Annotated in this window: 20 protein-coding genes; 8 read left to right on the forward strand and 12 right to left on the reverse strand. The window is 56.3% G+C overall.

Features of this window, described 5'->3' with window-relative positions:
* Window positions 1-13: 13 nt before the first annotated feature.
* The 7 genes from DL88_RS00975 (at window position 14) to DL88_RS01005 (ending at window position 4,625) form a co-directional block, all read left to right on the forward strand.
* On the forward strand, window positions 14-832 hold the full coding sequence (locus DL88_RS00975; protein ID WP_034990764.1) for a head-tail connector protein: 819 nt from the start codon (window positions 14-16) through the stop codon (window positions 830-832).
* A gap of 8 nt (window positions 833-840) precedes the next feature.
* Window positions 841-1,254: a hypothetical protein gene (locus DL88_RS00980; protein ID WP_034990766.1), complete on the forward strand. Its 414-nt coding sequence runs from the start codon at window positions 841-843 to the stop codon at window positions 1,252-1,254.
* Entirely contained in the window at window positions 1,251-1,682 is a 432-nt protein-coding gene (locus tag DL88_RS00985) for a hypothetical protein (protein WP_034990768.1), read from the forward strand. The genes DL88_RS00980 and DL88_RS00985 overlap by 4 nt, the downstream gene beginning before the upstream one ends.
* Before the next feature lie 39 nt (window positions 1,683-1,721).
* Window positions 1,722-2,465 carry a hypothetical protein gene (locus DL88_RS00990; protein WP_034990770.1) on the forward strand — a complete coding sequence of 248 codons (744 nt, stop codon included), beginning with the start codon at window positions 1,722-1,724 and terminating at the stop codon, window positions 2,463-2,465.
* A 1-nt stretch (window position 2,466) separates the two neighbouring features.
* Window positions 2,467-2,805, forward strand: a complete 339-nt coding sequence (locus DL88_RS00995) for a hypothetical protein (protein ID WP_210165242.1) — start codon at window positions 2,467-2,469, stop codon at window positions 2,803-2,805.
* Window positions 2,806-2,849: 44 nt separating this feature from the next.
* Window positions 2,850-3,035: a hypothetical protein gene (locus tag DL88_RS01000; protein ID WP_051955437.1), complete on the forward strand. Its 186-nt coding sequence runs from the start codon at window positions 2,850-2,852 to the stop codon at window positions 3,033-3,035.
* Between the two features lie 246 nt (window positions 3,036-3,281).
* A complete protein-coding gene (locus tag DL88_RS01005; RefSeq protein WP_034991202.1) occupies window positions 3,282-4,625 on the forward strand; it encodes a hypothetical protein in 1,344 nt (447 codons plus the stop codon).
* Between the two features lie 184 nt (window positions 4,626-4,809).
* Here the strand turns inward: DL88_RS01005 and DL88_RS01010 are convergent, their stop codons facing one another.
* From DL88_RS01010 to wecB, 4 genes are all read right to left on the reverse strand, one after another.
* The gene (locus DL88_RS01010; protein ID WP_034990774.1) at window positions 4,810-7,389 is read right to left on the reverse strand and encodes an NfrA family protein; all 2,580 of its coding nucleotides are present in this window, start codon (window positions 7,387-7,389) and stop codon (window positions 4,810-4,812) included.
* Window positions 7,386-9,437: a glycosyl transferase family protein gene (locus tag DL88_RS01015; RefSeq protein ID WP_084704733.1), complete on the reverse strand. Its 2,052-nt coding sequence runs from the start codon at window positions 9,435-9,437 to the stop codon at window positions 7,386-7,388. The genes DL88_RS01010 and DL88_RS01015 overlap by 4 nt, the downstream gene beginning before the upstream one ends.
* The gene (locus tag DL88_RS01020; RefSeq protein ID WP_156970870.1) at window positions 9,437-11,620 is read right to left on the reverse strand and encodes a cellulose biosynthesis cyclic di-GMP-binding regulatory protein BcsB; all 2,184 of its coding nucleotides are present in this window, start codon (window positions 11,618-11,620) and stop codon (window positions 9,437-9,439) included. Before DL88_RS01020 ends, DL88_RS01015 begins: the two co-directional genes overlap by 1 nt.
* A 164-nt stretch (window positions 11,621-11,784) precedes the next feature.
* Entirely contained in the window at window positions 11,785-12,933 is a 1,149-nt protein-coding gene (wecB, locus tag DL88_RS01025) for a non-hydrolyzing UDP-N-acetylglucosamine 2-epimerase (protein ID WP_034990775.1), read from the reverse strand.
* 482 nt (window positions 12,934-13,415) lie between these two features.
* Between wecB and DL88_RS01030 the strand changes: the two genes are divergently transcribed.
* Window positions 13,416-14,282, forward strand: coding sequence for an alpha-amylase family protein (locus tag DL88_RS01030; protein WP_051955441.1), 867 nt, complete (start codon window positions 13,416-13,418; stop codon window positions 14,280-14,282).
* A 393-nt stretch (window positions 14,283-14,675) separates the two neighbouring features.
* Here the strand turns inward: DL88_RS01030 and DL88_RS01035 are convergent, their stop codons facing one another.
* The 8 genes from DL88_RS01035 to DL88_RS01070 all read right to left on the reverse strand — a co-directional run bounded on the left by DL88_RS01035 (window position 14,676) and on the right by DL88_RS01070 (window position 24,166).
* Complete coding sequence (locus DL88_RS01035; RefSeq protein ID WP_034991208.1) at window positions 14,676-15,419, reverse strand: c-type cytochrome; 744 nt, start codon at window positions 15,417-15,419, stop codon at window positions 14,676-14,678.
* A 148-nt stretch (window positions 15,420-15,567) separates the two neighbouring features.
* Window positions 15,568-16,440, reverse strand: a complete 873-nt coding sequence (locus DL88_RS01040; protein ID WP_084704794.1) for a quinoprotein dehydrogenase-associated putative ABC transporter substrate-binding protein — start codon at window positions 16,438-16,440, stop codon at window positions 15,568-15,570.
* Between the two features lie 107 nt (window positions 16,441-16,547).
* Complete coding sequence (locus tag DL88_RS01045) at window positions 16,548-18,320, reverse strand: methanol/ethanol family PQQ-dependent dehydrogenase (RefSeq protein ID WP_370736377.1); 1,773 nt, start codon at window positions 18,318-18,320, stop codon at window positions 16,548-16,550.
* Window positions 18,321-19,254: 934 nt separating this feature from the next.
* On the reverse strand, window positions 19,255-19,596 hold the full coding sequence (locus DL88_RS01050) for an MliC family protein (protein WP_245270569.1): 342 nt from the start codon (window positions 19,594-19,596) through the stop codon (window positions 19,255-19,257).
* Between the two features lie 18 nt (window positions 19,597-19,614).
* Window positions 19,615-20,199, reverse strand: a complete 585-nt coding sequence (locus tag DL88_RS01055; protein WP_084704736.1) for a phospholipase D-like domain-containing protein — start codon at window positions 20,197-20,199, stop codon at window positions 19,615-19,617.
* 549 nt (window positions 20,200-20,748) lie between these two features.
* A complete protein-coding gene (locus DL88_RS01060) occupies window positions 20,749-21,633 on the reverse strand; it encodes a F0F1 ATP synthase subunit gamma (protein ID WP_034990780.1) in 885 nt (294 codons plus the stop codon).
* Window positions 21,630-23,390, reverse strand: a complete 1,761-nt coding sequence (locus tag DL88_RS01065; protein ID WP_084704739.1) for a F0F1 ATP synthase subunit alpha — start codon at window positions 23,388-23,390, stop codon at window positions 21,630-21,632. Before DL88_RS01065 ends, DL88_RS01060 begins: the two co-directional genes overlap by 4 nt.
* Window positions 23,387-24,166, reverse strand: a complete 780-nt coding sequence (locus DL88_RS01070) for a F0F1 ATP synthase subunit delta (protein ID WP_051955445.1) — start codon at window positions 24,164-24,166, stop codon at window positions 23,387-23,389. The genes DL88_RS01065 and DL88_RS01070 overlap by 4 nt, the downstream gene beginning before the upstream one ends.
* Window positions 24,167-24,172: the final 6 nt, after the last annotated feature.

Here is a 24,172-nt window from a genome sequence, read left to right on the forward strand (position 1 = left end):
TGTGTGAGGCTGTATGGCGTCGATCTACGATCTTGTCAGTCTTTCAGATTATAAAAATTATATGTCTTTATCGCAGACAACAGATGATTTACGTATACAAACCCTCATAACATCCGTAAGCCGCGCGATTCTGACAAGATTAAATAGGGGAAATCTGCTCCCAACACCTTATCTAGAAGTTCGAAACGGGATGGGCCAGAGTGCCTTTTTCCTGGATAATTGGCCAGTAACCTCCATATCCTCCCTCACAATCAACGGCCATTTAATTTCCCCGATTCGAACAGATACCGATATCTCATGGTGCGGATCTGGCTACATTCTCGATGAGTTTGACGAGCAACCGCCAGGCAAGCCCCAAATGGTGACGCTTCGCGGTGTTAGATGCCACCACGGTATCGGGAATATCCAAATTGCTTATACCGCTGGCTACCAGGTAAACGAAGCCGTTAATCTCTCCTCGGCAGCGGCGTGTGCGGTTACGGTGAAACAACCTTACGGCGCGTGGGCGAAAGACATTTTTGTTGTTGATACGAACAGCCGCGTGTTTACGACAGTAACCAGCAATCCTCAATCCGGCCAATATACGGTAGATCAAGGAAATTATCTGTTTTCCACCGCCGATATTGGCACTCAATTATTAATTACCTATGCATATATACCAGCGGACATTGCCTTGGTAGCAATGGACTGGATTGCCGATAGACAAGCTTATTTGAATCGGATCGGCTACTCATCAAAGTCTCTGGGAGGCCAAGAGACTGTTTCCTATCTCGTCAAGGCGATACCAGATTTCGTAGACGGCATCTTACGTCAATATATGAAAGTGATGTAGCGACACGCATGACGGCTATCAATGACACTGTTGCATATGAAAAAATTCTAAACCTTCCCGCTGGTATAAAAAAAAATATTTTCGATCGCCTCAACGCCTCGAAAGCAAAGGTAGGTCGTAAGGGAGATCCTTTCGATATGTTCATTGTCACCGACGATGACCAATTGTCGGCGACGATCGTCAAAGAGAAATGGAGTTCCGTGAAGGGAAATTCCGGGCGCCCCGGTTTTCCGGCTGCCAACCGCGCATTGAATGGGAAATCGCGCGTCTCTCTCACACCATTGAAATCGCATTCTCTGACGCAGTTTAGAAAGCCCAACATTGCCCAAAAGAATTTTGCGGCGACAGAACAGGTTCCCTCCCAATTTGAAGGGGAACTCATGGCCATGGCATATGCTGCGATCGATGAGGCTCTATTATGAGCGGAAGAGAAGATGCAATCATTGCTTTATCCGGGCTTCTGCAGACAGCTTATCCATGGAACTCAGCCCCTTCCAGGAGATTGAAACTTTGGTCTGATGTTCCACAAAACCGGCGTCCTGCGCTCTTTGTCTTTGAGGGAGGCCGCGAGCAATATAATTATAGTGGGGTCAATTGTAAGCGGACGATAGAAATACGTCTGTTTATTTATACAAATGCGCATGACAGCGACGGCTCAATCGATTTGAACAATATAATGGATGCCATCGACAGTGCGCTTCAGCCGGTCGGCGCAGATATTCAAACCGGCCGCCAAACCCTTGGTGGAATTGTGCATCATTGCCGTGTCGAAGGGGAGGTTTTCAAGGACCCGGGCGATCTTGACGGCGACGGGCTTCTCATCATTCCGATCCAGATACTACTCCCCTAACGCCCTTTGTCATTTATTGCCAAACTGGAAACATCGATTATGTCTATTTATAGCTTTGGATCCGGCATTCTTTATGGCCTGCGGACGGATATCGCAAACGCCACACCCGTCAATTTTGGTCTCATACAGGATGTCTCCATAGACGAAACGCCAACCATCAAAGAGCTTTACGGACAAAATCAGCGTCCAGTCGCCATTGCGCGTGGAACCATCAAAACAACAGGCAAAGCGACTCTCGCCAGAATTTCGGGATTGGCGATGGCTCATCTATTTTACGGGGTTACGCCGAAAGCGGGACAGCTGGCGACGCAATTCCAGGAACAGCACACAATCCTTGATACCGGCTTGCTTGATACCAATGTAAATTATCAGCAAACATTTGCAGATGATTATGGTGTCGTTTCCGCAGCAACTGGTCTTCCATTCGTAAAAGTGGCCGATACGCCAACCACCGGGCAATATTCCATCAACGCGGGCGTTTATACCTTTGCCACGGCCGACGTCGGCAAAACAATTCTTATTACCTACACCTATGATATGCCAGCAACCGGCCAGAGCTTTACGATTCAAAATCAGCTTCTTGGCACGACACCGATGTTCCAATGCCAGTTTTATACAAGTTTTAATGGGCAGAGCGTGTCACTCAAGCTGAACGCCTGCACGGCAAGCAAATTCTCCTTTGCCACAAAATTGGAGGATTTCACCATGCCCGACTTTGAGTTTTCGTGTTTCGCGGACGCTGCAGGCAACGTCATGACTTGGTCGTTCTCCGAGGTATCCTGATATGATGAGGACAAATGCAAAGCAAATCCGTCTTGGTCACAAGGAATGGACTATTCGGCCATTGACCTTGGGACAGGTGCAGGCAATTGAGCCGGTTCTCCTCGCAAGCGACGGCGCAGGTACGATCACGACAGCCCTCGCGATCCTTCGCGTCGCCCTTTTGCGGGATTTTCCCGCGGATGTTCCGGCGCTGGAAGATATTGAAACCGACGCCAATGAAATCAGCGTGGCTATGAGCACGATTCTGCAGCTCGGTGGATTTATCAGGGAGGTTCAGCCGGGGGAGGATCGTGCCGGGGAAAGCCCGGCACAGACTGGCGATGGATCTACGCGCGCCTGACGACAGTGCTCGGCTGGTCCAGCACACAGATAGATGATATGGCGATGCCCGATCTGATTAATCTGTTTGCATACTGGCGAGAGACGCCACCTTTGCATGAAATTTTTTGTGCTATCTATCAGATCGGATCCCAAACATCACGCCGAAAACCGGATGTAATTGTCGGTGACAAAGATCCAAGTGGTATCGGAGATCTGATTCAACGGTTTCCGAACGGCTTTATTGCGTAACCTTATATAATTTACGTTTCCATACTTTGATACGGACTTAGATAAAACTCGGCCGATCGCGGTTCCGGCGGCCAGCCGAGTTTTTCCAAGAATCCGCAGCTTTGGACTGCAATGCCTTTGTTGAGTAAAGCAGGTGTCAGTATTTTTTTTGCGAACCACATCTTCTCTTGCATGTCTTGAACAAACATTTCTTCCGGCAGAGAATTTCCAGGACATCCGAATTCCCTTTTAATGCGGGGTTGGCATTTGGCTGATAACGAAATAGCAATCAAGTTCAGCGCGGATGTTTCCGCATTGCGCAGCGCTACCCAGGAAGCAACCGACCGGCTGAAGAATGTCGGTAGCTCGGCGCAAAATGCGGCGCAAACGACCTCCAATTCTTTTAACCAGCTCAATACTATATTTGATTCCGCCAAGACAGGCGTTCAGGGCTACTCGCAAAATCTCGCGCAATCGAAAAGCAATTCCTTGGAAGTGGCCTCAGCCATCCAGGCAATCACGGTTTCTTCCGTGGAATTGAACCAAAACCTGGAACGTTTGCAACAAGCAAATACGGCAGCGCAGGTCACAGAGGCGGAACGCTATGGTGCACTCATGAGTCAGACGGACTTTCGGCGCGCCTTGATCCGAGAGGAAGCCCAGGATTATCAGTTAGGCTATCAAGAGGAATTATCTGCATTGCAACGCGTCAATGCCGATAAGCTTGCCGCAATCAAGGCTCATTACGAGGCATTGAAGGCACTTCAAAATCAAGGTTCGGTTGAATATAATCGCCTGAGCGATACGCAGGTTCGCGTGGAGCGTCAGGCTAACCTCGAGCATTTGCGTGATGTGCAGGATATCAATCGTCAATTGGTTCGGGACTACAGATCCAGTTTCGTTATGATTGGAGACAATGCGACAAAATCCCTCATGGGCATGCTCGAGGGACAAAGAACCCTGAAAGAATCTGTACGCGGCATGCTGCTCCAGATCATTGAAATGTTCGTGCAGGCGAGAGTACGCACAGTGGCGGAGTGGTTGGCAGGCACGATGGCGCAAGCACAAGCATCCGTCGTGAGCGAAAGCGTCAAAACTAGCGCGGTGTCAGCGGGCACGAGTGCCCGCTCGGCATTGGAAAGCAGTGCCTCCTCCGTCTCGATGGCCGGTACTTTTACCAACGTCCTTAAAAGTATTCTGGCCTCGGCGAGCCAGACTTTTGCCGGTATTTTCGGCTTCTTATCGCCTGTTTTGGGTCCGGCGGCGATTGGCCCTGCAGCAGCGGGTGAAGCGACAGTATTGGCGGCGGCAAGCGCCTTGCCATCTTTTGCCGTTGGCGCATGGTCCCTGCCGAATGATATGGTTGCGCAAGTACATCAGGGCGAGATGATTATTCCGGCAGGTCCCGCGGCGATGATGCGGTCCGCATTGTCGAGCAGCGACCGTGGCCCGGTCACTGTCCAGCATTCAACAAATTTCAATGTGAGTGCACTCGACAGTCAAAGCGTCTCACAGTTCTTTCGACAGAACGGAAAACACATTATGCGTAGCATTAACGATTCCGTCCGGGTGGGCGCACATCTAGGATTTTCAAAACTTTCAAATCTGTGAGAATGCGTGTACTTGATTACGCCCAATAGCGGTCAGGAAAATCGATGCTGTACACGCCGTTCTGTATAGCAAGATGGCAGCCCATATTATCCGCTTTGATGCATTCAGCTGGCGACGTCACGCCCGCTCCTATGATCCCGCAGGACCGGGGTACCTGCGGCGGATCGGGCTCTCCCGATTTGTCCTAATAAGCAACGCTGATCTGCGCGAAAAGCCCGCGAGCATTCTGGCCGCCGGCAAGATGGAAACGATATTGCACACTGACATCGACGAAAGAATGGGGCGCATGATAATCATCGCCGCGAAACCACAACCGGCCCGCGATTCCAGGCCCAATGCCGAGCGCCCACGGCGTGCCGTAAACATTATCGTAGCGGCCGCCAAGAGCGACATGCGGCGTCAGCACGAGCCCATCTGCGACGCCATCAATCCGGAAACTCTCGCCGGCTCGCCATTCGTAATTGGCGATCGTCTGCGCGCTCACGACATAGCGGACCACCTCGCCATAGAAATTCCACATGAACCATGAGGGCATGTCATAACGCAGGTCGAGCCCTTCCCCCTGCGAGAAAGCGGCGCGCAGCATCCATTCATTTGCGGGCCCGTAGCCGCCGGGGTTCCACATATGCGCGCCTTCCAGAATGAGATTGAGGTCGGCAAAAGGCTTGCCCCGCGCACCTGCAAAGACCTGAATCGTCTTCGTTCCAGTCGCTCCACCCGTCTGGTCGTAGACCGTTTCGAAAGCGCGGGCGAAAAGTTCGACGATCGTGCGGTCGCGATAGCCGATGGCCGGAGGACGCCAGTAAACCTCACCGCCAACCTGCGCGACATCGCCGGTGCTGCGGCTCAAGGGTACGAGAAAATTCGGTATCGTGCCCACGGCGCCATAAGCAGCCACGGCATTGATACCCCATTGCCGGTCCAGGTCTGAAATCTGCCGCTTGACCTGAAAGATCTGCTGCGGCGTCATGCTGATCACCCCCGAACGCGCAGCATCGACACCGGCTTTGAAGAAGTCGATTGCCGCCTGATTGTCGAAAGCGCGCATCGACGCATAGCCAGCGTCGAGCAAACCATTACCCTTCAATTCTCCTGACGCCCGCGCCTCGGCGAAGAAGCGGGTTGCCTCGACATGGGCTCCCGCCCTTTCGGCGAGATAGGCCCGTTCCAGCCCGTCGAGACCATCGAGAAGCCCCACCCGCTCAGCCCCTTCATAAAGGCTCTGCGCCGCATTTGACTCGCCAAGTGCGTTCAACGCGCCGACCTGACCGCCGAGCGCCGCAACTTTCTGCCTTCGTGTATGCGCCTTCTCCGCTGCGGCGTTAAACGCGGCAAGGGCATATGCGCCAAAGACCTCCGCGTTCCCGCCGGACAACGCGCTGGGCGCGCGTTCCACGGGATCGATTCCCGCGTCAAAACCACTGAAAAAGGGAATGGCACGCGGCCGCCGGGCTTCCTGCTGCAAGGCCGCATAGACATTGCCGCGCGCTATGGAGGCATCGAAACTGCCATCGCCGTCGAGGGCTGACAGTGCTGCGAGCGCCTCTTCACTCCGGGCCGCCTGAATCAATGCCTCAACACGCGCCACCCGCCAGGAACGCCGTTCCGCAATGCTGGCACCTGGCAAGGCGAGTGCCGCCGCAAAATCCTCTGCCGCCTCGGCCGGCTTTTTGAGCCTCAGGCGCAGATTTGCCCTCATGGCATAAAGACGCGGCGCCGGGCCAAGAGCGGTGAGAGCCACGCCGGCCGCCTGTTCCGCCGCGCCGAGACGCCCCGCATTCGTCAAAGCATCGACAAGAAGCGCCCGGTAAGCGGCGTTGCCCGGCGCTTCTCGCACCGCCATTGCGGAGAGGGAAGCCGCCCGCGCGTAAGCGTGTTCGCGCATGGCGCCATAGGCGGCCGCAGCCGCCCTATAGCCAGGCGGTGGCGGAACTGTTTTTTCCGGTGGCCGCAGCAAAGCCGCCTCGGTCGTCGCCAGCAGTTTCTGGTAGGATGGATTATCGGGCTCAAGCCGTACCGCTTCCTGCGCCCGTTCGTGAGCCTCGCGATAATTCCTTTGCGCGAAGGCACGATAGGCGCCCTCGGCTGCCTGAAACGACGGCAACTCACTCCCCGGCCGTGTCGCCGCGAGCACATCCTGCATATCCTTGAGGAAATCCGCATAGGTTTGGTCGGAGGAGCCTGCTGCCGCCTGCCGCGCAGCTAGGAGCGCCGCAGCATAATCCCCCTGGGCGAAAGCGCGATGCGCGGCCTCGAATGCCTCCTGCGCGGATTTGTAAGAAAGCTGGGCGGCTTCGCCCTTCCCCTGCTCTATCGGCGCCTTCCCGGCATTTTCCTGGCCTTCCCGACCTGCTCCCCGCACACGGCGGATCTCGGCGAGAACCGCGAGCAAAGCACGGCTGCCGTCGCCACCAGCGACGAAGCGGTCGGCCTCCGTCTCGGCCTCGTCCAGGCGGCCGGAACGTTCCAGTGCCTGAACGATATAAAGGCGGAATTGCGGGGCGTCGGGACGTTGGCGCAACCCCTCGCGCGCAGACGCGAGGGCTTTGTCATAGTCACCCTGCGTCAAAGCCAGTTGGGCTTCCTCGGCAAGACGGAAGGCTGGCCCAGATAAGGGCAGCGGCACCACATCTGCCTGGGCAATGACCTCTCCCGGGCTTGCGACAACAGCCGCGAATGCACCGCACAGACCAAACAGATGGCTGCGAAGAATGGTGAAACTGCCGGGCCGGGGGCGCGAGCCGTTCTGCTGCCTCCCCTTCATGGCGCGCCATCCTGCGCGATCTGATGCGCTGCCACCGGCGTTTGCCCCTCAGGCTGAGCCGCATATTGGGCTGCAAGCGCCGCCTCGATCATGGTCAAGGTCAACACCCCCCTGCGCAAGAGATATTCACCGACGAGCCCATCCACCTCCGGGTCGTATTCATCAAGCGCCTCGGCCAGACGTGCCTTGTCGACAAATCCATGGTCGATCATGAAGGTACCCCTGGCGGCACCCTTCTGCCGGCCAATCGCTCCAAAAGCGGTGCTCTCACCGTCGAGGAGACGCAGGGCGGCTTCAATCTCGCTCTCGCGGGCAATACGGAGGCCGGGAATTGGAAGGAAGTGCGCCGCCAATTCCTTTGCCGCGAACGGCGACAAAGGAGCCGCAATCGCAAGGCAAAGACGGGTCTCCCCCTCCGCCCGATAGGGAACCGCGTGCCAAAGGTGCCAGGGATGCTGTGGCAGGCCCGCGGCGCCGTTACGGACCATGAGTGCCGTCAGATGCACGCGCGGAACCTGCAACGCATAGGCGACCGCCTCGGCAATGGTCTCCTCGTCGAGCGCGCTATGGGAATGGGGCACATGACCAATCGCCTCGGCGGAAGGATAGAAGTGCATCGTCTTGTCCCAGCCAAGCGGTGTGCCGAAGAAGAGATTGGACAGAAACAACCGCCAAGCGCGCACGGTCGCGGCGAAATTGACGAAATTGGAGATCAAGGCGCGCGGCAACGAGAGCACACCATGTTCCCAGCCATAGAGCTGGCGGGTGAAATAGAAACGCTGGACAAGACGCAGACAGAGCGCCACGCCATTGGCGGCAAGCAACCAGAACAGCACGGGATGCAGGAGGAACAGCGAGGGATAACGGCCGGGCCACAGGCCGAACATCGCGATGACATAAAGGACGATCATCTGCGCCGTCACGAAATAGGCGAGAACCACGACGAGAGATGTCACCAGCCCTTTGCGATCCCGATAGAGAAAATATTTTGTCGCCAGCGATCCGCGCCACCCGATCTCCCGCCAGCCCTGAAAGCTGATTCCGAGCGTCCAGCGCGCCTTTTGACGGTAGGAGGTGCGGAAAGTATCAGGAAAAAATTCGCGCACGCAAAGCGGCGCATCAAGCCGCATGGGTTCACGCCGCCCATAGCCGAACCAGCGGTGACGAAGGGTGACAAAGGAAACCGGAAAACGGCAAAAGGCAGAGCGCATGCCATATTCCGCCAGCCGCACGCCAATATCATAATCCTCGGTGAGAACGGAGACATTGAACGGCTGCTGGTCACGCTCCTGCGACAACAGCAGAAGCGCGCGGCGCGAGAAGCAGGTGCCGACGCCCGCCGAGAGGACCATGCCGGACAGACGCTCACGGATGATGAGATCCTTGCCGTGCCATTCCGCGAACTCGTCCATATAAGTGCCGGCAATCAGCTCATACCATTCACGTTCGAGCGACATGACCGGGATCTGGATAAGATCGGTACCCGGAAGAAAGCTGTTGAAGAGCCGCAGCTCGAGCGGATGAACGACATCCTCGCTGTCATGCAACACGACACCGGCAAAGGCGACACCATGCGTCTGCTCATGCGCGAGAATATCGCGGACGATCCAGTTGAGACAATCGGACTTGCAGGTCGGGCCGCCATGCGGGACGGTCACACGGACGAGATGTGGATAACGCCGGCGCATACGTTCGACTTCCGCCGCCGTGCGCGCATCATTGGCATAGACACCAACGAAGATAGCGTAATGCGCATAATCGAGCGTGCCGACCATGGTCTCGACCATACGGGCGATGACGTCATATTCGAGCCAGGCCGGTACCATGATGGCGATCGGCTGCTCGGCCTTGCCTTCGATCTCGGCGAGACTAGGTGCCTCGTCCGATGATTGACGGCGCAGGAAGAACCACGCCTTGCGACCCCAAAAACAGGCGTCGACGAACAAATCGTCAACGCTCGAAATGAAAATGACGATTGCGCAGGCGATCACCGCACGTTCCAGCGCGCTGGAATAATCGGCGATGAAAAAGGGCCAGTAAAGCGGCATCAATTCTCCCGTTCAGCCGCGCGGCGGCGTGCACGGCGAGCGGCAAAGAGCAGGATCAAGAAAAGAAAGCCGGTCCCCAGCGCGACAGGCACGGCCCATTCCCGCGGGTTTTGAATCAGCGCATCGACCCCCGTTTGTGGAATATTATCTTGGGGAGGAAGCACAGCACCCGGATCGCGGCGATCAAATTCGGCCGCGACGCCCTGATCGGTGAGAATGGCGATATCGCCGTGGCGCAACAGGAAGGGCTTTTCAATGCGTGGCGCGGAGCTTCCAACCCGGTGAAACAGAAGGCCCGCCGCTTGATCCGAACGTGCCACCTCGATGACGGCCAGGCGGTCGAGACCCGACACGTCGAGCAAGGGCCGATCGGGCTGCGACGGGATGACCAGGCGGCCGTCGCCACGCACGACCTGCAGGCTGGAAACGGTCTGCGGCGGGGCGACATCCATCGCGAGGAAAGGATGCTGCGGCGCTGCGGCGGCAGCCTCGCCGGAGACGAGAATCAGACCCGCATGGCTCGGCGAGAGGCCTGCGGCATTGGCTATGCGTGCTACATTGCCGAGCGTTCCCGGCGCGTCCTCAAGATAGGCGCGCGGCAGAATGAGCTCGGCCTCGCCGCCAAGCTGTTCGCGCAGGCTCAGGAAACCCCGGCCCGCGAGCGGAGGACCAAGCCGGATGGCACTGGACGGCAGGATCGAGACGGGGAATGGCTGCGGCGTCTCGCGGCATCGATCACTGGAAGGCTGCCGCTGAATCTGCACCTGCAGCATATTGATCGGCGCCAGCGCATAGGCTGGGATGGTGGCAGCGAGCCGTTCCGGCTTTCCGTTGGCATTCAGCCGGCGCGAGGCAAGCAGATAGCCATTGAGGAAGACCGAAGCGACCGGAGAGGATTCCGACGCACCCGGCGCGGCGGCAATATCGATCAAGAGTTCTTTCGGCGAGCTACCTTGCAGGGCACCTGCCCCGATAGCGAAATTGACCGTCCATTCTCCCCGCGCGACAACGTCGAACGACGCCGGCGCATGACTCAATCCCGTAAGCGCGACGAAGTCGCCGTGATCCTGCGGTAAAGTCGCGGCCTCAACGCCCAGCGACCGCGCGACCATGATCTGCCGCCAGAAAACATCGAACAAAGCCGAGGCCTTCGACGCCGCCTGCGTGCCAATGGCGATGACCGGACGAGCCGCGAAGCGGCGCAGAGCAATCTCTTGAGGCGGCACGGCCTCGCCGAGCGATGCAGCGGCCTTGCGCCATTCGGAGAAAGCATCCCCCGCCCCGGCGGCCACGGCTTCCTGCTCGATCGCCGAGAGCGCCGCCGCCATGGCGCTCATGAGGGAGGGATCGGCGACGGCAAGATCGGCGTCGATACGCCCGAGCACGATCAAAGCACCGAGTTCGCCCTGCGATGCGATCTTATGCGGCCCTGACGCCTTGAGTGCAGCAAAGGAAGGCAGTTTCGCGAGCGGTTCGGGAAGGGAAAGATCGGAGAGGCTGATCGTTTCGCCGACAGACGGAAACGGCTGGATATGGGGACTTTTGCCAAGCCGCTCGAGCGCCAGAACCAGCCGCCAGGCGGCATCATAAGCATCCTGGCCGAGTTTGCGGCCTCCGATCAACACCACCGGATGCGCCGGAAGCGCGCTCCAGGCGACGAGTAAAGTGTCGATTCCGGTGCTCTGGAACGAATAAGTAAAGCGGGTCGTCTGATCGATCGTGAAATTATTGCCGATCGCCCGCTCATCGCCACAATAATCGCCCTCGAGTACAGAGCTCCAGGCGGTACCGAGGCGCAGAAAGCCGCTCTTGCGTGGACTGCCGTCAACACCGAGGAAAACGGAGACGGCCCCGGCATCTACGCTCGGCGCACGGCCAGCGACCGGAAAGCCGTCAACCGACAGCAACAGCGTGGTCTTGCCGCCATCGACGCGCAGATAATGGCCCGTGAAATCAATGGCGGGGTCGATCAACGACACACCCACCGGCACGGGCAGAAAGAATTCACGCCGCGCATCGAACGAACCGAGCACGATCGGTTCGTTGAAACCGAGATCGGCAAGGCTCAACGATCGTGTGACGGTAACAGGCGCCGCGAGAGTGCGAAAAGCGGCGCTGGCATCGTCCGCGCCATAGGCCACCGGCCTCAGCACCGTTGGCGCGAGGGCCTCCGGTAAGGGCATGAAAGGCGCAGCTGTGACAAGAGAGACGGCCAGGAAGAAAGCTCGCCGCCAAGAAGAGCCGAATGCAGACCAAGGCGCGTTATGGCGCTGATGCGGGCGCGACGACGGGAATGAAACCATGGTTTTGCATTTCCGAAGGTGAGGTGGCGGCAGGAAAACGAGCCTCAAGCGACGCGGCGGCCTGGCTCGAAAGCTTCAACGGGCCGGCCGAGCAGACTGGCATGGATGCGCTCAGCAGCGTGGCCATCGCCATAGGGATTGACCGCTTGGGCAAAGCGCGCGTAGGCGGCAGGATCGTCGCAGAGCGTCATCACCGCTTCGACGATTGCGGCGGAATTGGTGCCAACGAGACGCACCGTACCGGCGGCGACGGCCTCCGGCCGCTCGGTGACGCTGCGCAGCACGAGAACCGGCTTGCCAAAGGTCGGCGCTTCCTCCTGAACCCCGCCGGAATCCGTGAGAATGATAAACGCGCGTTCCATCAAATAAACGAACTGATAATAGGACAATGGATCGATCAGATGGATGTTGCCGCGCCCCGAAAGATGCGTGAAAACCGGCCCCGTGACATTCGGATTACGGTGAACGGGATAAAGGATTTCAACGTCCGAACGCTCGGCGATACGAGCCAGCGCCTCACATATTCCTTCGAAACCGGCGCCAAAATTCTCGCGCCGATGCGCCGTGACGAGAATCAACCGGCGCGTGGAATCAAGGAAAGAAAATTGCTTTTCCAGGCTCTCGCGCAGCCTGGGCGTGTTCTTGATTTTCGCGACCGCCTCCTGCAAGGCATCGATGACCGTATTCCCGGTCACGAGGATGCGTCCGGCAAGCTGTTCCGAGGCAAGATGGCTCGCGGCGAGCGTGGTAGGCGCGAAATGAAGATCAGCCGCGACATCGACAATGCGGCGATTCATTTCCTCAGGGAAAGGATGTTTAAGGTCGTATGTGCGTAGACCCGCCTCGACATGACCAATGGGTATGCGCCAGTGGAAGGCTGCGAGACTTGCCGCCATTGTCGTCGTCGTATCGCCATGAACAAGGACGCGATCGGGCCGGATGGAGTTGAAAACATCATCCATCCCCGACAGGACACGCGCAGACAACCCGTTAAGTGTCTGACCCGCAACCATGACATCAAGATTGATATCTGGAGTAATATCGAACAGATCAAGGACCTGCGTCAACATTTCGCGGTGCTGCCCTGTGACACAGACCGTCGTCTGTATCAATGGATCCCGCCGCAGACGCGAGACCACCGGCGCCATTTTAATGGCTTCCGGGCGCGTCCCGAAAACGCAGATGACACGCACACAGCCCCCTCAGTTCATATCATGACAGACCGGTTCAGGCTGTATAACCCTTTACAATGCAAGGCAAGCGCAATTCCCCATGAACGAAGCTGCTGCCGTTTCATTTCACCTGCTATAACAGCATTATCACACAAAAGTTATCAAGCCGATCCCACCCGAACCAGCGGGCTCAAATCAACGCCTCTGAAATTTCAATCGCTGCTTCGCCCACCGGATTGAACGGACAATCCCTCGCCGCAATGCCTCACTAAATCTGTTGTATTTTATGATAATATAACTCTTTAATCTGATGAAATTATAAAGTCTTTATTTTAACTCTGCCATATATTGGTTATGTCCAACGACGGAGGCGCGGTAAAGCAACGATCATGTAACATTCCAAGTCCGTCATTGGAACTCAATGAGCAAACTGCAATTCCACCGGTATGAAACCGCAAGCCCCGTCTCACCAAGCGAGACATAAAGGAAGGGCGAAAATAACGATGCGCAGTATCTTCTTGATTTTGGCTTTGGCCAGTATGGCCCTGATCGGGATCGGCGAGATCGCTTTCGCGTCTGGTGGAAGCTGCGTCGAAGGCATCGTCTGGCAGCCCGACAATTTGACGATCAATCCGCATGGAGATTGGCACGAACTCGGCGTCAACACGCTGCTCGTGCAATGGACCGCTGTCGATGGCAAGGCATTCGTCCACGGTTCAAGCTTGTCGCCCTACGAACAAACCCCGGACTGGCACCGCATCGCCAAAGCCCCTTGGGCCCAGCGTGTGATTCTTGGACTGGCCGGCGCCTTTTCCGAGGCCGCCGCACGCAACGATATGGCAAAACTTGCCCATCTTTCGGCACGGCTGACCAATGTGCCAACACCACTCAATGTCAAAGGCTATTATTTTCCGGTCGAAGCTGATCCGACCTGGGCGAATGTCCATGAACTGCCGAAGATTCTCGCCCTTCTGCCTCGGCCACTTTGGATAAGCGTCTATGATGGCAGCAATTTGGGTCCAAGCCATTTTACCGATTGGCTCGCCAGCTGGCTGCCGCGAGATATCAACGTTCTTTTTCAGGACGGAGTCGGCGCGCATAATCGCGATCCATCGGTCGCCGCCGCTTATGCGGATTCGCTCGTCAAACGATTTGGGAAGGAACATATCGCAGTCATCAGCGAGGCGTTCCGCCCGGCAATCGGCAGTGGGTTCCGCGCTGCGACGGCGGACGAATTAAAAACACAGATCGCGGCTGAGCATGGACACAGACTGTTTTTATTCGATGGTCCTCATTACGTTTCAAACACACTGGTCAAACATCTCGTGACCACCGCCGATATCGGCCCTGCCACATCATGTCAGCATTAGGCAGACCCTATCCAAATCTTCCGAAGCTCTAAAACACCTTCAGTCAACAATTGTAATGTTTGCCTGAAGGTTTTGGTCGTGGCTTCGACATTGAATGCTGGTTTTTATAACAAGCCGTCTTACCGCGTGGCGTCTCGCACGATGCTCGAAACGCCCTATGCTTTTCTAAAAACAGCGAGCCGAAAAGCAGTCATCCGCTTTTCGGCTCAATACCCAGTCTGCCTCACGGCATAAGCGCTTTGGGATAAACTGGCGGGAAAGCTGTCAAAGTCCCGGCCCCCACGGAGATGGGCGCCAAATCCGCTAGCCCCATTCCAACTGTGACGACACTTCTGGATGGAAGGCTTCTGGCCGTTGCGGCGAGCGGATCTCTATCCAGCTCATTCCGAACCATCAATTCTCCGGCGTCCCCGTTCCCAATGCGCCAACAGCACGCGCCTTCACATAGGCATAGATTTCGTGAATCTCGTCGGGTTCAAAGAAGCCCGCCCAGCTCGGCATGCCTTTGTCCTTGCGGCCCACCATGGCAACATTGGTGAATTCGCTTTCCGTCATGCCATTGTTGAGCGACTGACGAAGATTAGGCGCATAGGAACTGCCGATCGCATCCTCGCCATGGCACCGGAAACAATAGGAATTGTAAGCGGCATAGCCATGGAAGACCGTCTTCGTGACCTTTGTGGTGCTACCGGGCGCGAAGATCGGAAAATCAACCGTAATCGGCTTGCCGTCAACGGTGTAAGTGTAAGTTTTCGTTTCGCCCGCCGGTGTCGCTGAACCGGTGGCAGGGCCGGATTTCAGACCGAGGATCCAGGATACAATTTCCTTGATTTCATCGCTCGAGAGCTGGGGATGCGCTGGCATGGGGATATTGCCCCAGGTACCGACATGGCCCTTGGCAATCGCCTCGGACAGAATGTCCACGGCCTTGTCATCGGTCGCGAATTTCTTGGCTACCTCCTGGAACGCCGGGCCAACCACCTTCTGGTCTATGGCATGGCAGGAGAAACAGTCACTTCCCTTGGCGATCATTTCTCCCTTGGATGCGGCGCCAGAGGAATCGGCCGCAGATGCCGCGATAAGTCCAAAATCCGGGACCGTCGCAGCGATCGCGCCGACTCCCAAAACAAGTAACATTGCACCATATTTCATCGATTTTTCTTTCAAACCCAGGATGTGATGATTGCAGGAGCAGGCCAGAAGATTGCCGCACGGCTCCGCTCAAACAGCCAAGGGATCTCGCGTGTTTTGAATCGCGTTGCGACCGATTGTAATCGACAACGCCCTAGAATGGTTCATTGACGGAGTGACGCCCCGTATAGAATTTCACACCACTATCGTTCAAAGCCGCATCAAGCTCCGCCCTATGCGTGTCGATGACCTTGTCGAGCGCTTCCTTCAGATTGTTATCGTTCTTGCGCACGCCCATGGACATTTTATAGGCGTAATTCACCTGCGGCAGACCCGGTCCATACTGCTCCGGCGGCACTTCCCGAACACGCAAATCGGGATAGTCTTTCAGAAAATAGCCAATTGCCGGTTGCCAGGTGATCATGACGTCCACTTGCCCGTCCTGAACCGCCTGCAACATAGCCCGTGGCGATTCCCTTGGACTTTCGGCAACATTGAAGACAACGGCATTGTCAATCAAACCAAGCATTTTAATCGCTTCAACGGGCGTCGTATCATCCTGAAATCCGATCTTCATTTCCGCGAGCGCCGGCGAGGTCATGGCGGTGACGGCGCGGTTATCGGATTTCCTGGTCACGAATACATAAGCCGATTGATAATAGGGCTTTGTGTAACCATCTTCTTCATCCCCATGGGGAAAATCCATGACGACGTCGCACCTGCCCGCATCAAGCGTATCAGCCAGGAAATTGGTAAATCCTCCCTGACCACGCTCACTCTCCCAGACATAGCTGAGTTTTCGACCCATCGCCTTCGCGACGACTTCGGCAACCTTGTTCTGAAACCCTTCTCCATTACGGTTGGAAAAAGGAAGATAATCAGGATCGGCGCACACTCGCAAAACATTGGACACAGCGGAGGCGTCGGCACCGGCGACCTCATCATTCTTCGCCAGGACAATATGCGATGCACAAGCCGTAAAGAAGATACTCGCGGCAGCCAATCTCGTGGATATTCCTAAACGCATGGCAAGCAACTCCCTCATGATACGGGAAAGGCTCATAGATGCCATCCTGAACCGAAGATGGCATCGCCCCGGACAGAATCCGGGGCGCGCTTCAATCAAGTCCGGAATTATTCACCGGCTTTGGATGGCAGGGCAAAGACCATCAGCGTACCGCCGAGATTCGTGTAATTCGGCAATGACGCATTCAGTCCGACGGCGCCCAGTCCTTCGCTGCCTTTGTGCAGATTATTGGCCATACCGATGGCCGCCCAACCGCCGACACCGGAGAGCACGGCTACATATTGCTTGCCATTATGCATATAGGTGATCGGATTTCCGATAATTCCGGATGGTGTTTTGAACTCATAGAGTATCTTGCCAGTCTTGATATCGACGGCCCGGAACATTCCGGTCAATGTCCCATAGAAAGCGACATCACCGGCAGTGGTCAGCGCACCGCTCCAATCCTGGAACATATCCTTGATTTCCCATGGGGTTTCACCCGTCATGGGATTATAGGCGATAAATCTGCCGCGATTGCCGCCCGGCCCCGGAACCATATTCACGATCGCGCCGACGAAGGGGAAGCCAGCTTTATATTTTACGTTGAATGCCTGATAGCTCATACACAGATGATTGAGCGGGGCATAGAAAAGTTTTGTATTCGGATTATAGGAAACCGGCTGCTGGTCCTTGTCGCCTTGAGATGAAGGGCAGATGTCCGTAACGTTTTTGTCCGCCTCGGTCATCTTATCCGGATTGACGATAGGACGGTTGGTCTTCGGGTCGATCCCAGACGCCCAGTTCACAGAAGAATCATATTTCGTGATCTTGATCGGCGAGCCGGTCTCGCGATTGAGAACGTAGGTGAAACCGTTTCGATCAAAATGAACAAGTGCCGGGACGGTCTTGCCCTTGTCTTCCACATCGACAAGAACCATCTCATTCACGCCGTCGTAATCCCACCCATCATGCGGCGTCATCTGATAGGCCCATTTGGCGTCACCAGTATCGGCATCGCGGGCGATGATCGCCATGGACCAGGCATTGTCACCGGGCCTCTGGCTCGGGTTCCAGGTGCCCGGATTACCCGTGCCATAATAGACGAGGTTCAGCTTCGGATCATAGGCATACCACCCCCAGGTGCTGCCACCGCCGACCTTCCACTCGTCCCCCCGCCAGGTCTTGAGACTGGAATCCGCACCGACCGGCTTACCCGTGGCACCATCGATTGTTTTCTGTGGATTGAATTTGATATCCTCGTCCGATCCTTCGCTGTAGGCACGCCAGAGCATCTTGCCCGAATGGAGATCATAAGCAGTCAGATAGCCCCGGACACCGAACTCGCCGCCCGACATACCAACAATCACTTTGTTGCCGACAATCATCGGCGCATTCGTCATGGTGCTGCCCTTTTTAGGGTCAGCATTCTCGGCCACCCAGATCACTTTTCCGGTATTGGCATCGAGCGCGTAAATTTTGCCATCCAATGCATTGGCAACGAGGATTCCCTCAGCATAGGCGGGACCGCGGTTCACCACGTCACAACAGGCGACCGGCGGCGCATCCTCGTTAGGCGGGGGCATGAATTTCCATTTGATCTGATCAGGATGGTCCAGATCAATCGCATAGACATAATTGGGATACGACGTTTCATAATACATCGTATTGCCGATCACCAGCGGCTGCCCCTCGAGACCCCGAAGCGTGCCGGTGGACATCGTCCAGGCGACCTGCAGATTCTTCACATTGTCGCTGTTGATCTGCTTGAGCGCGCTGTAACGCCAATTATCATACGTGCCCGTCGGAATGACCCATTGATTAGGGTCTTTCTGCATCTCAATCAATGACTGCTTGCTGTCAGCTGCTTGCGCATGCACCGTGGAAACCACAGTTCCCATGCCGGCGAGGGCAAAAGACACCGCACCCAACACATGCCGGCACGACTTCCTACGAACTTTCCTCATTGAGCTTCCTCCAAAACGCATTGTTCTGATTTGCTGCGCTTTGCCTGACGTGTTTTATTACTTATCTCGGTCTTATATTTATCATTCAATATACAGCTGGCCATTAGAACCGGCCATATTGCACTGCAACAATCACAGACTCCTACAAGGTGACCGAACCGGCGCAGTGCAACGTCGCGAATATGGAAAACATCCCGGTATCATCAGGATGTTTTCATCTTATTCGGCGGCATTCTTCACTCTCCTCCACGCATGATCAAGAACTTTTTCTTCAACCAATCTAAAATTTCAGAAACTCTTGTTCATGCCTGAAGCGAGCGCTTAATGCAGGCAAAAAATCTTGTGACGCTGCCGCTGAATTCGATTTGAATATGCGCAATCCGCTCCGTATATTTTCACATATCTTATTGATTAATAATATTCTTTCTACTTCTCTCCGAGCTGAAGCGATGTATACAAACGGAACAGGAGAGACTGCCGGGCACGGATAATGCCTCAGCCGGAAGTGATTGCCTAAAGATTCTCAATGAAGTGATAGACATTAACAATCGAACCTTCCGGGCGCGCCGATCATGCGTAACGAACTATAGCGCAGGCATGAATGACGACGGGTGAGAAACGGATTTGGCGAGAAATCAGAAACAGGCTTTCCCATACCTTTCAGTCTTAGCCAGCCGCCGTTGCATTGATCACGCCCTCCAAAAACCTTCGAATGTTTTGGAAACGCCTGGTGATCGATGTGGTTCAGCCCCTAGGCAAACCCGCCGGTGCGAGGGAGATTTTTAAGAAAAATCTCTCCCGGCGGGATTGACCCAAATCATCCGTCGATAATATTTCAATTAAAGCAATGTCTTATGCCTGTTGCACCTCACTTCGCGACGCAGCTTTCCTGATGCCCATCGCGAGTCAAAGTCGCATTTTTACCTTTGATCCAGAACTCGATTTCGTCATCAGCGTAACGGCCACCATCAGCCGAGACGACTTGCGGCAAGGTTATTCTCTGTTCCGATCCGTCGAAAATCAGCATCGCCTCGCCCGGTCCGGCCTTGGGCGCAGAGAAATGCGCGGTCAATCCCGAACCGCGACTGCAATCATAGTGGACTTCCATAGCATGTACGTTGCCGCTGATGATCACGGCGACAATCATTATTTTAACAGACAATTTCCCGATGGCATGACACATAGCTTGACCTTTGACGATTGTCTGCATCCATCACAGGATCTGTGATCAGCGGAATGTCGGATAGACATCCTTGTAAACGAGATGATTGTTTCTGCTCCACATCCTGTCAAATTCCTTTTTAAAGCGATCCACCACGCTCTTTTCATTGATGATAATCATGTCATTGTCCTGCGCCTTGAGGCCGGACGCCGAGAAATTGGCGGAGCCGCTCCTCAGAAGGCGTCCGTCAATTTGATAGGATTTGAGATGCATCAAGGGTTCAGCATGCGATTTAACCTTGATCGTGACACCGCGTGTGCGGCGTAAATCCTGGAGTGCCTGAAAAGGCCTGCCGTGGTCATAAATCTGACTCTCGTAGAGATAAACACGAATAATGACCCCGCGTTCGGCGGCACGGGTGAGAGCCTCTATTACCGCCACATCCGTCAATACATAAGACGCCAGATCGATGTCATGTTGAGCCGCCTCGATCAACGCAACGTCAATCCGTTCGAGATTCTCTTCAGGGGCATAGTGGAGCTCGATCGCGGCCTGATCATGGGCATGGGGTAAGGCGGAGACGCTGGCAAGGATTAGCGAAGCCGTCAGCAACGTCAGGGAAACACGTCTACGAACAGAAGATTGCATCATGAACTCATGGAGACAAAAATATTTATATCGTAAAAATTTTGGCGTAATAAAGATCCGCCCCAAGAGATATTTGAATAAAATAAATATATATCGTGCCAAAATCAGACATTTTTATTTATTTCTGCAAATATAAATCGCTAAAATAAGTATTATTTTTATATAGAATAAAATTTTACTGTAATCGGCAAAATTCGACCAGAAATTTCCTGTCAAATTCACTCACCTATCACAATGTCTTTCCTGAAAAAGGGAAGCGCGAACGCTCAGACCGGTTGCGCCGCAGCGCGGTAAAACTCGGCGCGATAGATGGCATTTCTGATGCCGCTCCGGTGCCGCGCTTTAGCCGATCTCCTCTCCGCAATTGCGACACACGCACGCGCCGGTCCGTCATCGCCCGATAAAGAAGGCTTTACGCTAAGTCGCATTCATCCCAACCTGATGGGATGAATGCTGTCCAGCGGAAAACCATCGCCCGCGCGGGCTGGCTCTCAACCTGTCATTCTCATTGAGAACTGCTTGGCATGACAGCGAGCGTTTCGTTTTGCCCGGTCAGGAAGATGCATTTGCGCGAGCCCCGCTATCGAGCTCGATGATTTCATTTGTAATTTCTTCTTGCCGCAGCTGCCTTGACCGCGCGATGAGGCCGTCGAGCGTCTTTGCCACATTGGTCTTTGCGGCAATCATCGCCCGCATGCGGGCTTCATTCTCGGCGGCAAAGGAGAGAATGACGGCTTCACAAAGCTCGGCAAAAATATATTCTTCGGCGAGCCTTGCGAGCAGTACCGCCGGCGGCAGGGTGATCAGAGGTTGGCTTGCGCCACGGGCGAGCGGAAAACGGCCGAAATCAAAAGGAACCAGCACTTTTTCCGTAACCTCGGCCGCCGCACTGCCGCCTGGGATCGCATGAACCACGGAAATTCGCGTCAGGTTGCCGGCACCAAGACGGCGATAGAGTTCCTCGATAATGCGGCTGGCGAGCGAGGCTGCCTGCCCCACATGAGCAATCATGGGTGCGGACCAGGCAATGGTAAATTGACGTTCCGCAGCGACCATCAATCCTCGATCACCAACGAGCAATAATGCCGTTGGCCGGCCCGGCTCCAATTTGATCAGGCGGTCCGCAGCATCAAGCACATGTTCGTTGAAGGTCCCGGCAAAACCCTGTTCAGCGCAAAGCGCGATAATGCCATGAACTCCGGCTCGCTTCTCGCCACTCCCCTTGCTAGAGGGCACCTCTGCGGTTCCCTCCGGCAAAAAGGCCAAAGCATGGCCAATGGCTTCACCGACTGTCCGCGCATAAGCGCGGACTCCGTCGAGCCGGCTGCGTGCTTCCCGCGACCGCGAGGCGGCGATGCCGCGCATTGCCGTGATGACCGCGGAGAGTTGCCGCACGGAAGCGATGCGCGCGGCGACATCGCTGAGCCGTTCCGTCATGCCTTTGATCCCGTTGTCCCACGATCCTTGTCATGGGCGCCGACATGCGCATCTTCCCGCAACGGTTTTTGGTCCCCCGCCGGGATGTGCTCTTGAACCGCGCCTCGAACCGCGCCTTGGACCACTCCGTGCGCCACTCCCTGGGCGAGCAAGCGGACGGCAGCGATCAGCCGCTCCTTCAGCGCATCATCGAGTGAGCCGTCCTGCGCCAGCGCCTTGGCGGCGGACTCGCCCACTTCGGCATCGATATGGCTCGCGAGACGGGTGCGCAGGCCAGGGATCGCATTTACCGGCAAATCGTCGAGCACACCGGCACCAAGCGCGGCGAGCAAGGCAATTTCATCAATCGTCCGCAAGGTCGAGAATCGGGGCTGGGTCAACAGCGCGCGGATGCGCTCGCCGCGCGTCAGCTGCGCCTTGACCCGCGTATCGGTAATGCCGCCGAAGCGGGTGAACATCTCGAGCTCGAGAAACTGCGAATAATCGAGACGGATGCGCCCGGATACCTGTCTCAAAGCCGGATGCTGCGCCTTGCCGCCGACCCGGCTCACGCTCAGGCCGACATCCACCGCCGGGCGCTGGTTCGCCGCGAAAAGCCGTGTGTTGAGAACGATCTGCCCATCGGTAATGGAGATCAGATTGGTGGGAATATAAGCGGAAAGATTGCCGGCATCAGTCTCGGCGATCGGCAGGGCGGTCAGCGAGCCGCCTCCGAGTTCCGGCGCCAGTTTGGCTGCGCGCTCGAGCATGCGGGCATGGAGGTAGAAAATGTCACCCGGATAGGCTTCGCGTCCCGGAGGCTCGCGGGTCAAAAGCGCAAGCTCGCGATGTGTTGCCGCATGTTTGGTCAGATCATCGATGACGATCAGCGCATGACCGCCGCGATCACGGAAATATTCGGCAATGGTGAAACCGGCGAAAGGTGCGATCCATTGCAGCCCCGCCGAAGCAGAAGCCGAAGCGACGACGAAGATACAGCGCTCCGGAGCACCATATTGCCTGACAGCCTCGATCACCCGCTCGATCGCCGTGGCCCTTTGGCCGACAGCGACATAAACCGAAATAACATCGGTGTCCTTCTGGTTGATGATTGTGTCGACCGCTATCGCCGTCTTGCCCGTCGCCCGGTCGCCGATGATGAGTTCGCGTTGGCCGCGGCCAAGCGTGAACAGAGCATCGACGACGAGAATGCCCGTATCCATCTCCTGTGACACAAGATCACGCTCGATGATCGCGGGTGCCGGACGTTCCACCGGATGAAAAGCTTCGGCGACGACCGCCTCGCCGCCATCGAGCGGACGGCCGAGCGGATCGATGACACGGCCGAGAAGCCCCGGACCGACGGGAACCCGGACGACTTCCCCGGTGCGGGACACGCCCGAGCCCGCTTCGATCGTCGTACTCTCGTCAAGGATGACGGCGCTGATCGCATCGGCGTCGAGTGCCAAGGTAAAGCCGCTCTGCCCGCTCTCGAATTGCAGTAATTCGTTCAGCCTCACCTCGGGCAAGCCGGAAATGCGCGCAATACCATCAGCAATCTCCTCGACACGCCCGATCGATAGAGCTTCCGGCGACAGCTGCGTCTGCGAGACTTTTTCACGGCCACGCTGCAGCCATTTCTCCGCCAGTTCCGGTCCGGCAGTGTCGCCGCCGATCACATCCTTGCCCACAACACCCTCCCCCGTTTCGCCATCATCGGCAGGACTGAAGCCTGTGTTTGCGACGGTATCCGTAACCGTAGTCGTGTCTATGCTCATCGCGCCTCCTGTCCGGATTGCGGCAATTCCGGCTGTTTCGCGCCTGGCGCAATCAGGGCGGCGGCAATACGGGCGAGATCGGCGCGGAAATTGTTGCGCACCACGGCATGCGGCATGTCGATTTCAAGGCCCGCAATGAGCTCCGGCGCGACCTCGACAAGGATGTCGACCGGCCGGCCAAGGGCCTTGGAGAGCTCGGTATGGCAGGCTTCGGTTTCCGCCTCGGTCAGAGCGCGCGCCGCTTTGAGCCGCAAGGGGGCGCCATGGGCGCCCACCCCTCTGCGAACCGTCTCGGGCAGTTCCGACAGGCCTTGCGCGAGCCCCGGCACAAATCCGGTGATACGCGATTCGTCTGGCAAGCGGGACAAAAGCTTGCCGGCAATATCGGCCGCGAGCCGGCTCGCCTGATCGGCGAGAGCGGCGGCATCGCTTTGGCGCTTGCGGGCGATATCGGCCGCCGCCGCCTCCCGCAATTTATCCGCCGCGGCGCGGGCTGACCCTAGTATCGCATCCGTCTCGGCCTTCGCCTCAAGTTCCGCCTTCTTAAGGACATCGGCATGGCTCGCGGCTATAGCCGCCGCCGCCTGCTGCGCCTTTTCCTGTTCCGCCTCGGCTTGCACACGGGCCTTGCGCGCGTCTTCGAGGGCCTGGGCGATGGCCGCCCGCCGCTCAGCGACAATTGCAGCGACCGGCTTGAAGAAAAACCGGCTGAGTATCCAGACGAGAACAAGGACGTTGATCGCCTGCAGGCAAAGGGTCCACCAGTCGATATGCATCTTGGC

This window comes from Beijerinckia mobilis, from assembly GCF_000745425.1.
Taxonomy (GTDB): domain Bacteria; phylum Pseudomonadota; class Alphaproteobacteria; order Rhizobiales; family Beijerinckiaceae; genus Beijerinckia; species Beijerinckia mobilis.

What these genes read in the sequence shown, in the direction of transcription:
- DL88_RS01030 (WP_051955441.1), top strand. Translation starts at nt 13,416, where the DNA reads ATGCGCAGTATCTTCTTGATTTTGGCTTTGGCCAGTATGGCCCTGATC.
- DL88_RS01015 (WP_084704733.1), bottom strand. Translation starts at nt 9,437, where the DNA reads ATGCCGCTTTACTGGCCCTTTTTCATCGCCGATTATTCCAGCGCGCTG.
- DL88_RS01020 (WP_156970870.1), bottom strand. Translation starts at nt 11,620, where the DNA reads ATGCCCTTACCGGAGGCCCTCGCGCCAACGGTGCTGAGGCCGGTGGCC.
- DL88_RS01050 (WP_245270569.1), bottom strand. Translation starts at nt 19,596, where the DNA reads ATGCAGACAATCGTCAAAGGTCAAGCTATGTGTCATGCCATCGGGAAA.
- DL88_RS00985 (WP_034990768.1), top strand. Translation starts at nt 1,251, where the DNA reads ATGAGCGGAAGAGAAGATGCAATCATTGCTTTATCCGGGCTTCTGCAG.
- DL88_RS01045 (WP_370736377.1), bottom strand. Translation starts at nt 18,320, where the DNA reads ATGGGAACTGTGGTTTCCACGGTGCATGCGCAAGCAGCTGACAGCAAG.
- DL88_RS00980 (WP_034990766.1), top strand. Translation starts at nt 841, where the DNA reads ATGACGGCTATCAATGACACTGTTGCATATGAAAAAATTCTAAACCTT.
- DL88_RS01055 (WP_084704736.1), bottom strand. Translation starts at nt 20,199, where the DNA reads ATGATGCAATCTTCTGTTCGTAGACGTGTTTCCCTGACGTTGCTGACG.
- DL88_RS01070 (WP_051955445.1), bottom strand. Translation starts at nt 24,166, where the DNA reads ATGCATATCGACTGGTGGACCCTTTGCCTGCAGGCGATCAACGTCCTT.
- DL88_RS00995 (WP_210165242.1), top strand. Translation starts at nt 2,467, where the DNA reads ATGATGAGGACAAATGCAAAGCAAATCCGTCTTGGTCACAAGGAATGG.
- DL88_RS01000 (WP_051955437.1), top strand. Translation starts at nt 2,850, where the DNA reads ATGCCCGATCTGATTAATCTGTTTGCATACTGGCGAGAGACGCCACCT.
- DL88_RS00990 (WP_034990770.1), top strand. Translation starts at nt 1,722, where the DNA reads ATGTCTATTTATAGCTTTGGATCCGGCATTCTTTATGGCCTGCGGACG.
- DL88_RS01060 (WP_034990780.1), bottom strand. Translation starts at nt 21,633, where the DNA reads ATGACGGAACGGCTCAGCGATGTCGCCGCGCGCATCGCTTCCGTGCGG.
- DL88_RS01010 (WP_034990774.1), bottom strand. Translation starts at nt 7,389, where the DNA reads ATGAAGGGGAGGCAGCAGAACGGCTCGCGCCCCCGGCCCGGCAGTTTC.
- DL88_RS01065 (WP_084704739.1), bottom strand. Translation starts at nt 23,390, where the DNA reads ATGAGCATAGACACGACTACGGTTACGGATACCGTCGCAAACACAGGC.
- DL88_RS01040 (WP_084704794.1), bottom strand. Translation starts at nt 16,440, where the DNA reads ATGCGTTTAGGAATATCCACGAGATTGGCTGCCGCGAGTATCTTCTTT.
- DL88_RS00975 (WP_034990764.1), top strand. Translation starts at nt 14, where the DNA reads ATGGCGTCGATCTACGATCTTGTCAGTCTTTCAGATTATAAAAATTAT.
- DL88_RS01035 (WP_034991208.1), bottom strand. Translation starts at nt 15,419, where the DNA reads ATGTTACTTGTTTTGGGAGTCGGCGCGATCGCTGCGACGGTCCCGGAT.